The organism is Agrobacterium sp. MS2 (assembly GCF_003261015.1).
GTDB classification, from domain to species: domain Bacteria; phylum Pseudomonadota; class Alphaproteobacteria; order Rhizobiales; family Rhizobiaceae; genus Agrobacterium; species Agrobacterium pusense.
In genome coordinates, this window is sequence record NZ_QLNF01000014.1 from 331,179 (window position 1) to 347,450 (window position 16,272).

Below are 16,272 nucleotides of genomic sequence, written 5' to 3' on the forward strand. Positions count from 1 at the left end.
AAAGGTATTTTTCGAAACTTGGCACAGTCAAGGGGTGACAAGTATGAATGCATCGTTCATATATGCATCACCTTGTCTGACAACCGGGAGAGAGTTCCATGAAATTGATGCGTGTCGGCCAGCCCGGCCAGGAAAAACCTGCAATCCTCGACGCGGAAGGAAAAGTCCGCGATCTGTCCGCCCATGTCAAAGATATCGGCGGCGAAGCCATTTCTCCCGAGGGCCTCAAGAAGATCGCCGCGATCGATGTCGGCACACTTCCGGTGCTGAACGAAGAGCGCATCGGCGCCTGCGTTGCGGGAACCGGGAAATTCATCTGCATCGGCCTTAACTTCTCCGACCATGCCGCTGAAACGGGTGCCACCGTACCGCCGGAACCGGTCATTTTCATGAAGGCCACCTCGGCCATCGTTGGTCCGAATGACAATGTCGTCATCCCGCGCGGTTCGGAAAAGACCGACTGGGAAGTCGAGCTTGGCGTCGTCATCGGCAAGACCGCCAAATATGTCTCCGAAGCGGATGCTCTCGATTATGTCGCCGGTTATTGCGTTTCGCACGATGTTTCCGAGCGCGCCTTCCAGACGGAGCGCGCGGGCCAGTGGACCAAGGGCAAGTCCTGCGACACTTTCGGCCCCATCGGCCCGTGGCTGGTGACGAAGGACGAAATCACCGATCCGCAGAACCTCGGAATGTGGCTGAAGGTCAACGGCCAGACCATGCAGGACGGTTCCAGCAAGACCATGGTTTACGGCGTGGCCCACGTTGTCTCCTATCTCAGCCAGTTCATGTCGCTGCACCCCGGCGATGTCATTTCCACCGGCACGCCTCCCGGCGTCGGCATGGGCCTGAAGCCGCCGCGTTACCTGAAGGCTGGCGATGTCGTGGAACTCGGTATCGAGGGTCTCGGTTCCCAGAAGCAGACCTTCGTCGCCGACATCTGATTATACGGCGTTCAACGGAAAGTGAGGCGCTGGCGGGAAACCGCCGGCGCCTTCGATTTTGTGCACCTGCGAAAAGCTGCTATGGTTGAAAAAAAGAGCGTGATCGCGAGGGAGGCGTCATCAGTGTTCTACCATCTCTATGAAATGAACCATGCGGCCATGGCGCCGCTGCGTGCCGGTGCCGATATGATGCGCCAGGCCTGCAACAATCCTCTTAATCCGCTGTCCAGTACGGCCTTCGGCAGAAGCCTCGATGCCGGTTTCGAGGTTTTCGAACGGCTGACGCGCCGTTATGCGAAGCCGGAATTCGGTCTCGGCAACACGATTGTCGATGGCCAGAGCATAAATGTTGCTCAAGAGGTCGTCTGGTCTCGTCCGTTTTGCAATCTTCTTCATTTCGAAAGAGAGTTCGATACGCCCCGTCAGTCCGATCCGAAGATACTGCTGGTGGCTCCGATGTCCGGTCACTACGCCACCCTGTTGCGGGGGACAGTGGAGGCCCTGCTGCCATCTGCGGATATCTATATCACCGATTGGGCCGATGCCCGTACGGTGCCGGTGAGCGAAGGAACTTTCGATCTCGACGATTATATCAGCTATATCATCGAGATGCTGCACGAGATCGGGCCGGGCGCACATGTGGTTGCTGTCTGTCAGCCATCCGTGCCGGTTTTGGCCGCCGTTTCGCTAATGGAGGCGGATGGTGATGCGTTTGCACCCGCTTCCATGACGCTGATGGGCGGACCGATCGATACGCGCATCAACCCCACCGCCGTCAACGGTCTCGCCAAGGCCAAGCCGATCGAATGGTTCCGCGACAATGTGGTCATGCAGGTGCCGTGGCCGCAGCCGGCCTTTGGGCGCAACGTCTATCCGGGCTTCCTGCAGCTGTCCGGCTTCATGTCCATGAACCTCGACAAGCACATGACGGCGCACAAGGATTTTTACCTCAACCTGGTCAAGAATGACGGCGATTCCGCCGAAAAACACCGCGAATTTTACGATGAATATCTGGCCGTCATGGATCTGACGGCGGAATTTTATCTGCAAACGGTGGAAACCGTCTTCATCGACCATGCGCTTCCGAAGGGAAACATGCTGCATCGGGGCAGGGCGGTCGATCCCGCTGCCATCCGCAAGGTCGCATTATTCACTGTCGAAGGGGAGAATGACGATATTTCCGGCGTCGGCCAGACAAAGGCAGCGCACGATCTCTGCCGCAACATCCCTGAAGATAAACGCGCGCACTACATGCAGCCGGATGTAGGGCATTACGGTGTCTTCAACGGTTCGCGCTTCCGCAAGGAAATCGTGCCGCGTATGCTGGATTTCATTGGTAAACACAAGACGACCTAACGGCAGAACGGTAGGTGACGCCGCGCATTTGCGTGGCCAAGGGATGGACGAATCGGTTATGAAGGCTTCATGTTTTCGCTTCTCAGAAAATCCCTGAAGTCCCCGGCGCCAAAGAAGGTCGTGCCGAGCCAGCGCACCGTCTCGGTGGCAGGCCGGCAGGTGCCGATCACGGTCAGGGAGAACCCGCGGGCGACGCGCATTACCTTGCGCATCGAGCCGGGCGGCCGGGCGCTGAAGCTGACGATCCCGGTGGGTCTGCATCATCGCCAGGTGGATGATTTTCTCGAGAGACATCAGGGCTGGCTGGAAGGCAAGCTTCCGAAGTTCAGTCCTGATGACGGTCTGCGTTCCGGCACGACCATCGATATCAGGGGTATAGCCCACCGTATTGACCATACGGGCAGCCTGCGCGGCCTGACGCACGTCGTGAAAGACGCCGATGGCGTGCCCGTTCTGAAAGTCAGCGGCGCGCCCGAGCATCTGAGACGGCGGATAGCGGCCTTCCTGAAAAAGGAGGCGAAGGCCGACCTCGAGCGGCTTGTGGCCGTTCATGCCAGAGCGGCCGGCCGGCCGGTGCGATCGATCAGCATGAAGGATACACGCAGCCGCTGGGGTTCCTGTTCCCATGATGGAAACCTAAGCTTTTCCTGGCGCATAGTCATGGCTCCGGAAAAGGTCATCGATTATCTCGCCGCCCACGAGGTCGCGCATTTGAGGGAAATGAACCACGGGCCGAAATTCTGGGCTTTGTGCGAAAAACTCTGCCCGCACACCGATGAAGCCAAGGACTGGCTGAAACGTAATGGCTTCAAACTCCACGCCATCGATTTCGATTGAAACTTAGGGCGTCAATCGCCATCTGGATTCACGTGAAACATTCCATCAATAACGGATGCGATTTGGCTCGACTCTCGTCGCATTTCGTGTCAGGTCGCGGATATGAAACCGGATATCAAGATTTGCGGATTGAAGACACCGGAAGCGCTGGAGCGCGCCATCAGGCGCGGCGCGTCGCATGTCGGTTTTATTTTCTTTGAAAAAAGTCCACGCAACATCGAGCCCGATTTAGCCGGTAAGCTGGCCGAAGCCGCCCGTGGCGCAGCCAAGGTGGTCGCCGTCACCGTCAATGCCGATAATGATTATCTCGATGAAATCGTCGATCTCGTAAAACCTGACATTCTGCAGCTGCACGGCAGTGAAAGCCCGGAGCGGCTGTTGACCATCAAGGCGCTTTACGGCCTGCCGGTCATGAAGGCGATTTCCATTCGCGATGCCGCTGATCTTGCCAAAATTGGCCCTTATAACGGGATAGCCGATCGTTTTCTGCTGGATGCCAAGGCGCCCGCTGGTTCGGAGCTTCCGGGCGGCAACGGTGTTTCCTTCGACTGGACCATCCTGCGCTCCCTTGACGGAAGCATCGATTACATGCTTTCCGGGGGACTGAACAAGGACAATGTCGCCGAGGCTCTGGCAGAAACCCGGGCGAGCGGACTAGATTTGTCATCTGGCGTCGAAAGCGCGCCGGGCGTCAAGGATCTGTCCATGATCGACGCTTTTTTCGATGTGGTGAATGATTGGTCGAAAGGCCCAAAGGGAGCTTGAAGTGAACGACGCGCCAACACCCAATTCTTTTCGCGCTGGTCCTGATGAGGACGGACGTTTCGGCATTTACGGAGGTCGCTTCGTTGCTGAAACGCTGATGCCGCTCATTCTGGATTTGCAGGCGGAATGGGACAAGGCCAAAACCGATCCCGCGTTCCATGCGGAACTCAAGCATCTCGGCGCGCACTATACCGGTCGTCCGAGCCCGCTTTATTTTGCGGAGCGGCTGACGGCGGAACTTGGCGGCGCGAAGATTTACTTCAAGCGCGAAGAACTGAACCACACGGGTTCACACAAGATCAACAATTGCCTCGGCCAGATCCTGCTTGCCAAGCGCATGGGAAAGACCCGCATCATCGCGGAGACCGGTGCCGGCCAGCACGGCGTTGCCTCGGCGACCGTTGCGGCGCGCTTCGGCCTGCCGTGCGTCGTTTACATGGGCGCGACGGACGTTGCGCGTCAGGCCCCGAACGTGTTCCGTATGAAGCTTCTCGGTGCCGAGGTAAAGCCGGTCACGGCCGGCCACGGCACGCTGAAGGATGCCATGAACGAGGCACTGCGTGACTGGGTCACCAATGTCGACGACACTTATTACCTGATTGGTACTGCCGCGGGCCCGCACCCCTATCCGGAAATGGTCCGCGATTTCCAGGCCGTTATCGGCGAGGAAGCCAAGGCGCAGATGCTGGAAGCGGAAGGCCGTCTGCCGGATATGGTCATTGCGGCAGTTGGCGGCGGCTCTAACGCCATCGGCATCTTCCATCCTTTCCTTGATGACAAGAGCGTCCGCATCGTTGGCGTCGAGGCGGGTGGAAAGGGCCTTTCGGGCGAAGAGCATTGCGCTTCTATCACTGCCGGGTCGCCGGGCGTGCTGCATGGCAACCGCACCTATCTGCTGCAGGATGCGGATGGTCAGATCAAGGAAGGCCATTCTATCTCCGCAGGCCTCGATTATCCCGGTATCGGCCCTGAACATTCCTGGCTGAACGACATCGGCCGCGTCGAATATGTGCCGATCATGGACCATGAGGCGCTGGATGCCTTCCAGATGCTGACCCGCCTTGAAGGCATCATTCCGGCTCTGGAGCCGAGCCATGCATTGGCCGAGGTCATCAAGCGTGCGCCGAAAATGGGCAGGGACGAGATCATCCTGATGAATCTCTCCGGCCGCGGCGACAAGGATGTCCACACTGTCAGCAAGTTCCTTGGAATGGATGTATAAGATCATGACTGCACGTATGGACAAGCGCTTCGCCGATCTGCGCGCGGAAAATCGCCCGGCCCTGATTACCTATTTCATGGGCGGCGACCCGGATTTCCAGACCTCGCTTGGCATCATGAAGGCGCTGCCGGAAGCCGGTGCCGACGTTATCGAACTCGGTATGCCATTTTCCGACCCAATGGCGGACGGCCCGGCCATTCAGCTCGCTGGCCAGCGCGCGCTGAAGGGCGGACAGACGCTGAAAACCACGCTCGATCTTGCTCGGGAGTTCCGCAAGGAAGACGATGCGACGCCGATCGTAATGATGGGCTATTACAACCCGATCTATATCTATGGCGTCGAAAAATTTCTGGACGACGCACTGGCGGCAGGCATCGATGGCCTGATCGTGGTCGATCTGCCGCCGGAAATGGACGATGAGCTCTGCATTCCGGCGCTTGCGCGCGGCATCAACTTCATCCGTCTCGCAACGCCGACCACGGATGGCAAACGCCTGCCGACCGTCCTTAAAAATACCTCAGGTTTCGTGTATTACGTCTCGATGAATGGTATCACCGGTTCAGCACTCCCTGATCCCTCGTTGATCTCGGGCGCTGTCGGTCGTATCAAGGCGCATACGGAACTGCCGGTCTGTGTCGGTTTCGGTGTCAAGACGGCTGATCATGCCAAGGCAATCGGTGCCGTGGCGGACGGTGTGGTGGTGGGTTCCGCCATCGTCAACCAGATTGCCGGCAGCCTGACCAAGGATGGACAGGCAACCGCAGACACCGTGCCGGCGGTTACGACGCTGGTAAAAGGACTTTCAACGGGCGTACGTGCATCGCGCCTCGCCGCTGCAGAATAAGCGCGCGGCCCAGTCAGGAGTAGACAGTTGAACTGGATCACCAATTACGTTCGGCCGCGGATCAATTCCATGCTCGGCCGCCGCCCGGAGGTTCCGGAAAACCTTTGGATCAAGTGCCCGGAAACGGGCGAAATGGTCTTCCATAAGGATCTCGAGGACAATAAGTGGGTCATCCCTGCGTCCGGTTATCACATGAAGATGCCGGCAAAAGCTCGTCTTGCCGATCTTTTCGATGGCGGCGTCTATGAGGCTCTGCCGCAACCGAAGGTCGCGCAGGACCCGCTGAAATTCCGCGATTCCAAGAAATACACCGATCGCCTGCGTGATAGCCGCGCGAAGACCGAGCAGGAAGATACCATCCTTGCCGGCGTTGGCCTGCTGAAGGGTCTGAAGATCGTTGCCGTCGTGCATGAATTCCAGTTCATGGGCGGTTCGCTCGGCATCGCCGCCGGTGAAGCTATCGTCAAGGCCTTCGAGCGCGCCATTTCCGAGCGTTGCCCGCTCGTCATGTTCCCGGCCTCCGGTGGCGCGCGCATGCAGGAAGGCATTCTTTCTCTGATGCAGCTGCCCCGCACCACCGTTGCGGTAAACATGCTGAAGGAAGCTGGCATGCCTTACATCGTGGTTCTGACGAACCCGACCACGGGCGGTGTCACGGCCTCCTATGCCATGCTCGGCGACGTGCATATTGCCGAACCGGGCGCTGAAATCTGCTTCGCCGGCAAGCGCGTGATCGAGCAGACCATTCGCGAAAAGCTGCCGGAAGGCTTCCAGACCTCGGAATACCTGCTGGAGCACGGCATGGTGGATATGGTCATTGATCGTCGCGAAATCCCGGACACGCTGGCTAATCTGCTCAAGATCATGACCAAAGCGCCCGCTGACAATGCAAACGCTGTCGTCCCGCTGGCCGCTTCGGCCTGAGGAAAAAAAATATGTCGCCCGGAGGCATAAATTGCCTTCGGGATGATGTTATACGTTGCCTGATTTCATTTTTAGGGCGGCGGACAAATGACAAGCAAAACGCCTGAAAGGCGAACGGAAGACATGACGAAGCCCGCGATCGGTGAGGCAGAAAAGATCATTGAAGAGCTGATGCAGCTCCACCCCAAGGGCTTTGATCTTTCACTCGACAGAATTTCCCGTCTTCTCGAAAAACTCGGCAATCCACAAAACAGAATGCCGCCGGTGATCCATGTGGCCGGCACCAATGGCAAAGGTTCTGTAAGCGCCTTTTGTCGGGCCTTGCTAGAATCAGCCGGACTCTCCGTGCACGTGCACACCAAGCCACATCTCGTCAATTGGCATGAACGCTATCGCCTCGGCGTGGCCGGAGAGAAGGGCCGCTTTGTCGATGATGCTGTCTTCGCAGATGCCCTTCGTCGTATTGAAGTTGCAAACGAAGGCCAAAAGATTACCGTTTTCGAGATTCTGACTGCGGTGATGTTCCTTCTTTTTTCAGAACATCCGGCTGATGCAGCTATTGTAGAAGTGGGACTTGGTGGGCGTTTCGATGCGACCAATGTGATTAACAATCCGGCTGTTTCTGTTATTATGCCGATTTCGCTCGATCACGAGGCCTATCTCGGTGACCGCGTCGAATTGATCGCCGCCGAAAAGGCGGGAATCATGAAAAAGGGCTCACCTGTCGTCATTGGCCATCAGGAATATGACGCGGCGCTCGAAACACTTGTCGCCACGGCGGAACGGCTCGGTTGCCCGGTGTCCGTCTATGGCCAGGATTTTTCCGCCCATGAAGAATTCGGCCGCATGGTCTATCAGGATGAGTTCGGACTGACGGATGCGCCGCTGCCACGGCTCCCGGGCCGTCACCAGCTTGCCAATGCCGCTGCCGCGATCCGCGCCGTCAAGGCTGCCGGTTTTGAGGTGACGGAGCGGATGATCGAAAAGGCCATGACCACGGTGGAATGGCCCGGTCGTCTTCAGCGCATCCTGACTGGAAAAATCGCTGAAATGGCGCCGAAAGATGCGGAAATCTGGATCGACGGTGGCCATAACCCCGGTGCGGGTGAAGTGATTGCAGAGGCAATGGCGGGTTTTGAGGAAAAGACGCCGCGGCCGCTCTTCATCATTGCCGGCCTCATCAACACCAAGGATCCGGTGGGTTATTTCAAGGCCTTCGCCGATATCGCCGAATATGTCTTCACCGTGCCGATCGGCGGCACGGATGCAGCGATCGACCCTGTGGTACTCGCCCATGCCGCCTTCGATGCTGGCCTCGTTGCAGCGCCAACATCGTCTCTGACACATGCTCTGGAAGAGTTGTCGCGCCGCTTCGACCCTGAAGGACCGGCGCCGCGCATCCTGATCGGCGGTTCGCTTTACCTTGCTGGCAATGCACTTGCCCTCAACGGCACCGTGCCGCAATAAAAAAGCCCGGCAGCGATGCCGGGCTTCTCTCATTCCGTTGATATTGCTTATGCGGCGCCGGAAATCCAGGCCGAAAGCGCTGTCTTGGGAGCAGCGCCAACCTTGATGTCAGCCACTTCACCGCTTTTGAAAATGGCGAGCGTCGGGATGGAGCGAACGCCGAACTGAGCGGCCAGTTCCGGGTTTTCGTCGATATTCAGCTTTGCGACCTTGACCTTGCCGGCCAGCTCGGAGGAAATTTCCTCAAGGCTCGGCGCGATCATCTTGCACGGGCCGCACCATTCGGCCCAGAAATCCACCACGACGGGTTCGGAGGATTCAAGGACTTCGGACTGGAAGTTGGCGGCATCGACTTTTACGGTAGCCATATCTGGCTCTCCTTTCAGTAAATCTTTTCCACTATCGATGTGATGCGGGCGCGTCGAAATTTCAATGCCCCCGGTATCTCACTTTGTCTTTATTGCGGCAAGGGCCTCTCTCATCGCATCGTCGCCAACCGTTATAAAGGCAGCATTTTCCGTATAAATCAGCGCACAGACAAATTCCTTGCCGGGATAAAGCGGCGCCAGAATTTCCCGATAAATGGCGAGCTGCGCCGTATGGGAGAAGGGTATTTCACGCGCTTCGCGGGGCGGCACTCGGTTGGTCTTGTAATCGATCAGGATGACGCGATCTCCCTCGACCGCCAGCCGGTCGATGCGGCCGGAGACTGCATATTGCTGCCGGCCGAGGGCCATCGTGCCCATGATCGACACTTCCGCGCGACTGTTGGCAGAGAAGGCCGGCTGCACAGCGGGTTCGGACATGACACGCAAAACGGCCCGTACCAATTGCTCGCGCTCGGTAACAGGCCAGAACCGCGCCGCGCGTTCAGCATAACGGCGCGCCGCCTCTTCCCGTTCGACCTCCGGAAAATCGGGCAGCGCCTGAAGCATGCGATGCACCAACCGTCCGCGCTGCAGCGCCAATGAAGAAACCTCGGCTTTCTCCCCGAACAGCGGTGAGCGCACGGCGAGATCATCCGCACCGTCATCGATGATGGTGCCCGCGCCGGAAGGGCTGAGCGGTCTCGGTAGAGAGGGCAGGGCCGGCAAAGGGGTAAGAAGTCCCGCTGGGAGGGCATAGTCTTCCTGCTGCGGCGTTTCCGGTGGCCTTTGTGGAGCAGGTGTCGAGTGCGGTTCGGATTTGCGCCAGACAAGCCCCTGCCATTCCTCACCATCCGCCGTGAAAAGCTGGGGCTTGCAATGGTCTTCGTTGTTGGCAAGCGCCTTTTTGACGATGGCATGCCAGCATTCGGGATTTTCCTTCTGGCCGCGATAACCGCAGACGACGAGATGATCGGCGGCGCGCGTCATGGCCACATAAAGTAGCCGCCGATATTCGTCTTCGGCGGCGGTCTTCAGCCGCTCTTCGTCCGATCGGATAAGATGGTTTGAAAATCCGCTGCCGGGCAACCAGACCGGGAAGGCGTCTTCACCTGCTTCGACAAAACGCAGTTTAGGCACATGGCTGTGATTGAAGGCCTTCGAACCGCCATCGACGACAAAAACGACGGGTGCTTCCAACCCCTTGGAGGCGTGCACGGTCATGATGCGAACTTCGCCGCGATCCTTGTCCTGCTCCCGCTTCACCTCCGGTGAGTCAGTTTCCAGGACGGAGAGAAAGGCCTGCAGGCCGGGCAGGCCGGTCCTTTCGTGATCCAGCGCGAAGGACAGGAATTCATCCAGAACGTCGCTTGCCTCGTTGCCAAGCCTGCCGAGAAATTTTTTGCGTCCGTCGTGCAGTGTAAGCACCGCTGCGAAGAAATCATGCACGGTGGCCGTTTTAGAAAGCGCGATAAAACCTTCCAGCTTGGCGGTAACGCTGGAAAGATGGCTATTCTCTTCCTGCGCAAGGATCTGCAGCCGTTTCCAGACGCTCTCCGTTTCCGATCGCATGGCGGCAATGTCGAAAACGTCGTCTTCCGTCAGGTTGAAGAGTGGACTTTTCAAAAGTGCGGCAAGGGAAAGGTCGTCTTCGGGCAGGACAACGAAATGACCGAGCGCCAGAAGGTCCTGCACGGCAATGTGGTCAGTCAAACGAAGGCGGTCAGCGCCGGCAACGGGTATGTTCTTGCGCCGTTTCAGCTCCCGGGTCAGTGCATTGACGAAGGCATGACGTTTTCTGACGAGCACCAGAATGTCGCCCGGTTCGATGGCGCGCTCCACGCCTTTTTCGATGATGGTCTCGCGTCCGATCATATCGGCGATGCGCGCGGCGATCCGGCGGGCAACTATGGTGGCCGGCGCGCTTTCCCGCAGCGCATCGAAGGGGGCTGTCCAATCCTCTTCGTCCTCGGTGGTTTCCGGTGCCACCATATCCCATACTTCCACGGTGCCGGGATGGCCAGCGCGGTTGGACCGGTGCTCCACCGGTTCGTTATCGGCACTGAGGCCGCTTGCGTTATTCGGGTCCGAAAACACCTGGTCGACAGCCGCCAGCACATCCTCCGTGGATCGGAAGGATAGCGGCAGGCGAATGCGGTGAAAGGCCTGTTCGACCGAATCGACCCGTCTCTTGGTCTCTTCGCGCTCCTGCGAAAACCGTTCCGGCCGCGCGCCCTGGAATGAATAGATCGACTGTTTTTCATCGCCCACGGCAAACAGCGTCCGCCGCCCCATGCGGGCGCTCTCGCCGGTGAAGAAATCCGCCGCAAGCGACTGGATGATCGACCATTGCACCGGGCTCGTGTCCTGCGCCTCATCCACCAGAATATGGTCGATGCCCTGATCCAGCTTGTAATGCACCCACGCACCCGCCGTATCGCGGTTGAGGAGGTTGGCCGCGCGCTCGATCAGGTCTTCGAAATCGAGCTGGCTTCGCTGTTTCTTCAGGTCTTCGAAATCACCGATCAGCCTTTCCGCCAGAACAAGGGCGCATTTGGTCGCCGCCAGCATCCGCACCAGACGATAACGGTTGCGGCAGGAAACGACATGGTCCCGCGCCAGCGTCAGCGCATCGAGAAGTTCGGGGGCGGATTTCTGCATGCCCTTGTTGATGACATAGGCATCCGATTTCTTTTCACCCTTGGCCGTCAGCAGGGCGGCTTCGATGAATTCCATCCGTCGCACGGCGTCTGGTTGTCGTTTTGCTTCCCTGAGTGCATAGGCGACATCGATGACGCGTGATCCACCCACCTCGTCGGCAAGGGTGAGATACGTATCGAGCGCGAGGCCGGCGAGGCCGGGTAGAGGCCAGAAAGCGGCCGCGGCAGTTTCTTCGGTCTCTCCATCTGCAATCTGCATCGCCTGCCGCAACCGGGCATCGATGCCGCCTGACTGTTTGGCGCCCAGAAGGAAGGCCCGCAAGGCACTGCGATTAGTGATGATGGCGGAGAGCAGCGCTTCCAACCCGCTTTCATCGGCGAGATCGAGAACATAGGCCAGCGCCTGCGCCAGGTCCGCATCGCTTTCCGTCGAAACAGCGGTCAGGAGCGAACGGCGCGCCTCAGCCAGCAGCGTGGTTGCGGCGCGGTCGTCGAGAACGGAGAAATGGCCGGCGACATTGGCTTCCAGCGGAAATTGGTGCAGCAACGCCTCGCAGAAGGCGTGGATTGTCTGGATCTTCAAACCGCCCGGTGTTTCCAGCGCCTTGGCGAAGAGCCTGCGCGCCTCGGCAAGCTTGATGCGATCCGGCGCCTTGCCTTCGATGGCGGCGATGCGGTCCTTGAGATCGGAATCCGGCAAAGTAGCCCATTCCGCCAGACGGTCGAAGACGCGGCTCGACATTTCCGATGCTGCGGCCTTGGTATAGGTGAGGCAGAGGATCGCCGAAGGCCGGCAGCCAGCCAGAAGCAGGCGGATGACGCGCTGGGTCAGTACGTGGGTCTTGCCGGAACCGGCATTGGCCGACACCCAGGCGGAACTGGCGGGATCGGAAGCAAGCCGCTGCCGGGCGCTGGTCCAGTCGATCCAGCTTTCAGGTGTGTCGGCGGCAGGACCGGCATCGAAGGGATCAATCGTCATCGCCGTCTCCCGGTTCTGCCGTCGACCATTCCGAAACGCGGGCGAGGTGATCATATTCCCCGCCGTAGGATTGCTGTTCTTCCGGCACCAGCCGCGAGGCGAAGCCGTTTTCCCCGTTGCGCAGCGAATGAACGAATTTGGTGAGCTGTTCTATCGATTCCGTCGCGAGCTCAATTGCCGATTTTGGCGGTCTTTTCCCGCTTCGGCTGGAATGTTCGTTATTGACCTGATCGGCGAAAAAACGCTCGCCCGGCCGCAGGCGAACATAGATGAGGTTTTCCGGTGTGGGCGAACCGGCTTCGCGGAAGGCGCCGCGCATCAAGGCCGCCGCCTCCAGCGCAAGCTGCGGATCGAGCAGAGCGCGCGCCTGATTGACGGAAGGCGCGAGCCCCGTCTTGTAGTCGATAATATCCGCCTGACCGTTCGTCTTGATGTCGATGCGGTCGGCGACGCCGGTGAGCCTTATGCCTGCTTCGACGATTTCCTGGCCCGCGCGCGCCTCGAAAAAGCTGTGACGAATGGATGGATGACGTTCTTTTTCCCAGTCGATGAAGGCGCGCGCCACCGCTGCAAAACGTGGCCGCCAGATCACATCTACATGGGGAGGCAGGTTTTCAGCATCGAAACATTCGTCGAGAATGCGCTGCATGGCCGAAAGCGAGGCCGACGTACCGGGAATGTGCCCCTCACGGGAATAGCGCTCGATGATCGTGTGGTAGAGCGTGCCACGATCGGCTGCGTTCGGGTCGCGGTTGAACGGGTCAAGCGCGTCGAGCTTCAGAATGCGCCGCGCATAGATCGAATAGGGGTCGCGGCGCAGGCGGCCCACTTCGCTGAAGGAGTAACGCGTCGGCTGCAATTCAGCCGGCGGTTTCGGGGAAGGGCGCTTTGCCGCCTCCTGCTCGATGCTCTCATCCATCAGACCCGCCCAATGGCGATATGTCTCGCCACGTTTTTTAAGGACCTTGGCAAAATCCTCGCCGCCCAAGGCCAGCAGCCTTTGCAGCCAGCGTGAGGCGACGGCAGGCGTGGAGCCCTGCCTGAGCGCCCGGGTGTAGAAAATGTGTCGCGTGCCGTTGGCCATCTCAAAGTCATGCGCGAGCTGGCCGATACGCCGTTCCGGCGGCTCCAGCCCGATCGCAGTTTTCATGGTGCGGGAAAGAAACGGATTATTCGCCGTTTGGCCCGGCCAGAGGCCTTCATTGAGACCGCCGATGATGACCGTATCGACACTTTGCAGCCGCGCTTCCAGCGCGCCGAAGATGAAGATGCGCGGATGGCGCATCGATCTTGGCTTGATTGATTCCCCTGCCACAAGCGCCGCGAATATATCGATCCATTGCGGACCGTCCGCGTCGAGGATATCTCCGCTTTCCATCAGTTCGGCAAAGAGGCTGGAAAGCTTGTCTCCGGCCTCGCCAGACCAGAGAGCGGCAAGATCTGTATTTTCATCCCCACAGATGGCTTCCATCACGCGGCCGGTCCGTTCCGCCCAGTCGGAAAGAGGCAACCTGTCGGTAAAGGCCCGGCCAGATCGGTCGCGGCGGACGAAGGCGGAGCGCAGCGGCTCTGTGGCCATTGCAATTCGTCGCGCCAGATCACGCGCGGCGTCAACGCTTCCGTCAGGCAGAGCCAGCCGCCAGGCGGGCGGATGTCTGTCCTCGCGTTGCGCAAGCAGTTGGGTGTCAAGAACCGTTTCCAGATTGCCCACTTCAGTTTCGACGCGGCCGCCTCGCAGCGCAATCAGCTCAAGCGCCTTCGAAGCCCTGGTGAAAGCTTCGCTCGAGAGCCCGAAACGGGCGAGCGGGTGTTTCAGAAGGGAAATGATCGGCACCGGGTCTCCGGGTCTCAGGATCGCCTCCAGCGCGAGTTGCGTGAGGCCGGCCTGGGCCGTTGCCGAAAGCGGCGTGCCGGCGGAATCGTCGGCTTCGATGCCGAAGCGTTGCAACTCCGTTGCCACGCGCCGCGCCAGCCCGCGGTCGGGTGTTATCAGGGCCGCCTGCGAAGGCCGTCCCGAGGCTGGTGCTTCGAGCGCAAGCCTGAGCGCCACTGCGATGGCGGTGGCCTCTTCGCGCTCGTTGGCAGCTTCAATCAGCGTGGCCGCTGCAAAGGCATCGTCAAAAATTGCGGAATCCCGGTCTTCACGCCATCGGTTCCAGTCACTGGTGGATTTGGCCGGCGCAAGCGCTGCCGAAAACACCGCGGCGCGCTTTTCCAGATCGTTGTCGAGGGCACCGATCGGAACCACATCGTCACGCAGGATGCCCAGTTTCTGCAGCAGGACATAAAGCCCGTATTGCGAGTGAGTGCGGCTCGAAGGATCGGTGGGGTCCTCGGCGATCGCCTGCCATTGCTCTTCCGGCATGGCAAGATCAAGCCCCGGAAGCACCACCACGCCTTGCGGTAAAGCTGCAACGGCGGCGATGAGATCGGCGGCGGCGGGAATGGAGCCCGTGGAGCCAGCGACGATGATCGGACCGGTGTCCGGCAATGTGGCAATTCGGTTCGCTTCTGCCCGGAGGATGGCGTTGCGGTGCCGTCCGGCCGAAGATCTGTTGAGTTCGGCAAGCCGGGCGGGCCAGAAGATGCTGGCGATCTTTAAAAAATCGGCCGTGAGCTGCCACCATTGAGCGTGATCACCGGTATCGAGATGCTGAAGTGCTTCCCAATCTTTTTCTTCCGTATCCATCGCGTCGATCACCTCTGCCAGCGCACGCGCGAGCCATATCGCGTCGGCCGGGCTGGCGGGGGCGACCAGCGGCGAATCGGAATGGATCGCCCGAATGGCGTCCGGCAGGCTGTTGCGCCATGCAAGGATGAGACGCGCGAGTTCGATCAGTCGGCCGGTGCCGGAAATCGGCGGCGCGAGATCCATGATCTCAGGGTTTTCGACATCGAAGAAACCGCTGTCGTCATCCGTTTCGCCAAGGGGCCGGATGAGCGGCAGAATGGCGGAACGGCCGCCAAGAAGATCGACGAATTCCGAGCGCAGCACGCGGGCCGAACGCCGCGTCGGCACATATATCGTCACCTTGGCAAGCGACAGGGGATCGGCCGGGTCATATCGATAGCCTGCCGCCAGTCTTCCGTCGCACAGCGTTTCCGCAAGCGTTTTGAGGAACGGTGTTCCCGCAGCGATCGTCAGAACGCGCTTTGCGTGGTGGGAGCCCGTCATGCAGAGCGTTTTTCCCTGAATTGCCGGATGATGTTCTCAGCATCGTCTATGGCGTCCGGCGTGCCGACGGTAATCCAGTGACCATCCAGCGGCAGCCCGTAAAGCCGGGCCTTTTCAATCGCGCGATCGAAGTAAATATTCAGGTTGAAAGCGTCCGCGGGTGCGTCGTCAAGCAGCCGCGAGTCCATGGCGATGGCGCCGGCATAGACGACGGGGTTCGTGTCGCCCTCGCGATGGCGGGTCAGTCTTCCGTCCGCGGCGAGGTTGAAATCCCTCTTGCCATTGTGGCCGGTGGTCCGATCCATGTCGACACAGAGCAGTGCCATATCCATCCGACCGGGATCGAAGAACTGTGCGAGCTTGCGCAGATTGCTGGCCACGTGCAGCTGCTCACCGATCCAGAAGAGATCGGCATTCATGACGAAGACCGGGCCGGGTTCCAGAAGCTTCAGACCCTTGGCGAGACCGCCGCCGGAATTCATCAGCTGGGAGCGTTCGTCGGAAATCAGGATTTCGGCATCGGCGCGGCGCTGAAGATGGGCGACCATCTGCTCGGCGTGGTGGTGCACATTGACGACAATTCTTTCGGCACCGGCTTCCACAAGAGCGTCGAGCACATAATCGATCATTGGCTTGCCGGCGATCTGTACGAGTGGCTTCGGGATCGTATCGGTGATCGGGCGCATCCGAGTACCGAGCCCGGCGGCCAGCACCATCGCGTTTTTGATCGTCATCGT

12 protein-coding genes are annotated in these 16,272 nt (G+C 59.4%); 8 read left to right on the forward strand and 4 right to left on the reverse strand.

Features of this window, described 5'->3' with window-relative positions:
• The first annotated feature begins 98 nt into the window (after positions 1–98).
• The 8 genes from DOU54_RS09630 to DOU54_RS09665 all read left to right on the forward strand — a co-directional run bounded on the left by DOU54_RS09630 (position 99) and on the right by DOU54_RS09665 (position 8,356).
• Positions 99–941, forward strand: coding sequence for a fumarylacetoacetate hydrolase family protein (locus DOU54_RS09630; RefSeq protein WP_022555308.1), 843 nt, complete (start codon positions 99–101; stop codon positions 939–941).
• Between the two features lie 123 nt (positions 942–1,064).
• Positions 1,065–2,297 (forward strand): polyhydroxyalkanoate depolymerase, encoded by a 1,233-nt coding sequence (locus tag DOU54_RS09635; RefSeq protein WP_286079877.1) that lies wholly within the window; start codon positions 1,065–1,067, stop codon positions 2,295–2,297.
• A gap of 69 nt (positions 2,298–2,366) precedes the next feature.
• Positions 2,367–3,134, forward strand: coding sequence for a M48 family metallopeptidase (locus tag DOU54_RS09640; RefSeq protein ID WP_113381972.1), 768 nt, complete (start codon positions 2,367–2,369; stop codon positions 3,132–3,134).
• 102 nt (positions 3,135–3,236) lie between these two features.
• On the forward strand, positions 3,237–3,899 hold the full coding sequence (locus tag DOU54_RS09645) for a phosphoribosylanthranilate isomerase (RefSeq protein ID WP_004444276.1): 663 nt from the start codon (positions 3,237–3,239) through the stop codon (positions 3,897–3,899).
• A gap of 1 nt (position 3,900) precedes the next feature.
• Positions 3,901–5,121: a tryptophan synthase subunit beta gene (trpB, locus tag DOU54_RS09650; protein ID WP_045533517.1), complete on the forward strand. Its 1,221-nt coding sequence runs from the start codon at positions 3,901–3,903 to the stop codon at positions 5,119–5,121.
• A 4-nt stretch (positions 5,122–5,125) separates the two neighbouring features.
• A complete protein-coding gene (trpA, locus tag DOU54_RS09655) occupies positions 5,126–5,965 on the forward strand; it encodes a tryptophan synthase subunit alpha (protein ID WP_004444282.1) in 840 nt (279 codons plus the stop codon).
• Between the two features lie 27 nt (positions 5,966–5,992).
• Positions 5,993–6,889, forward strand: coding sequence for an acetyl-CoA carboxylase, carboxyltransferase subunit beta (accD, locus tag DOU54_RS09660; RefSeq protein ID WP_004444285.1), 897 nt, complete (start codon positions 5,993–5,995; stop codon positions 6,887–6,889).
• Positions 6,890–6,976: 87 nt separating this feature from the next.
• A complete protein-coding gene (locus DOU54_RS09665; RefSeq protein ID WP_169692066.1) occupies positions 6,977–8,356 on the forward strand; it encodes a bifunctional folylpolyglutamate synthase/dihydrofolate synthase in 1,380 nt (459 codons plus the stop codon).
• Between the two features lie 47 nt (positions 8,357–8,403).
• Here DOU54_RS09665 and trxA read toward each other — a convergent pair whose 3' ends face one another.
• The 4 genes from trxA to DOU54_RS09685 form a co-directional block, all read right to left on the reverse strand.
• Positions 8,404–8,724: a thioredoxin gene (trxA, locus tag DOU54_RS09670; protein WP_003516334.1), complete on the reverse strand. Its 321-nt coding sequence runs from the start codon at positions 8,722–8,724 to the stop codon at positions 8,404–8,406.
• Positions 8,725–8,802: 78 nt separating this feature from the next.
• Complete coding sequence (addA, locus tag DOU54_RS09675) at positions 8,803–12,360, reverse strand: double-strand break repair helicase AddA (RefSeq protein WP_113381971.1); 3,558 nt, start codon at positions 12,358–12,360, stop codon at positions 8,803–8,805.
• Positions 12,350–15,535, reverse strand: a complete 3,186-nt coding sequence (gene addB, locus DOU54_RS09680; RefSeq protein ID WP_113731069.1) for a double-strand break repair protein AddB — start codon at positions 15,533–15,535, stop codon at positions 12,350–12,352. Before addB ends, addA begins: the two co-directional genes overlap by 11 nt.
• Entirely contained in the window at positions 15,532–16,269 is a 738-nt protein-coding gene (locus DOU54_RS09685) for a nucleotidyltransferase family protein (RefSeq protein ID WP_113382080.1), read from the reverse strand. Before DOU54_RS09685 ends, addB begins: the two co-directional genes overlap by 4 nt.
• Positions 16,270–16,272: the final 3 nt, after the last annotated feature.

What these genes read in the sequence shown, in the direction of transcription:
- DOU54_RS09630 (WP_022555308.1), top strand. Translation starts at nt 99, where the DNA reads ATGAAATTGATGCGTGTCGGCCAGCCCGGCCAGGAAAAACCTGCAATC.
- DOU54_RS09640 (WP_113381972.1), top strand. Translation starts at nt 2,367, where the DNA reads ATGTTTTCGCTTCTCAGAAAATCCCTGAAGTCCCCGGCGCCAAAGAAG.
- DOU54_RS09645 (WP_004444276.1), top strand. Translation starts at nt 3,237, where the DNA reads ATGAAACCGGATATCAAGATTTGCGGATTGAAGACACCGGAAGCGCTG.
- trpA (WP_004444282.1), top strand. Translation starts at nt 5,126, where the DNA reads ATGACTGCACGTATGGACAAGCGCTTCGCCGATCTGCGCGCGGAAAAT.
- DOU54_RS09665 (WP_169692066.1), top strand. Translation starts at nt 6,977, where the DNA reads ATGACAAGCAAAACGCCTGAAAGGCGAACGGAAGACATGACGAAGCCC.
- trxA (WP_003516334.1), bottom strand. Translation starts at nt 8,724, where the DNA reads ATGGCTACCGTAAAAGTCGATGCCGCCAACTTCCAGTCCGAAGTCCTT.
- addA (WP_113381971.1), bottom strand. Translation starts at nt 12,360, where the DNA reads ATGACGATTGATCCCTTCGATGCCGGTCCTGCCGCCGACACACCTGAA.
- addB (WP_113731069.1), bottom strand. Translation starts at nt 15,535, where the DNA reads ATGACGGGCTCCCACCACGCAAAGCGCGTTCTGACGATCGCTGCGGGA.
- DOU54_RS09685 (WP_113382080.1), bottom strand. Translation starts at nt 16,269, where the DNA reads ATGACGATCAAAAACGCGATGGTGCTGGCCGCCGGGCTCGGTACTCGG.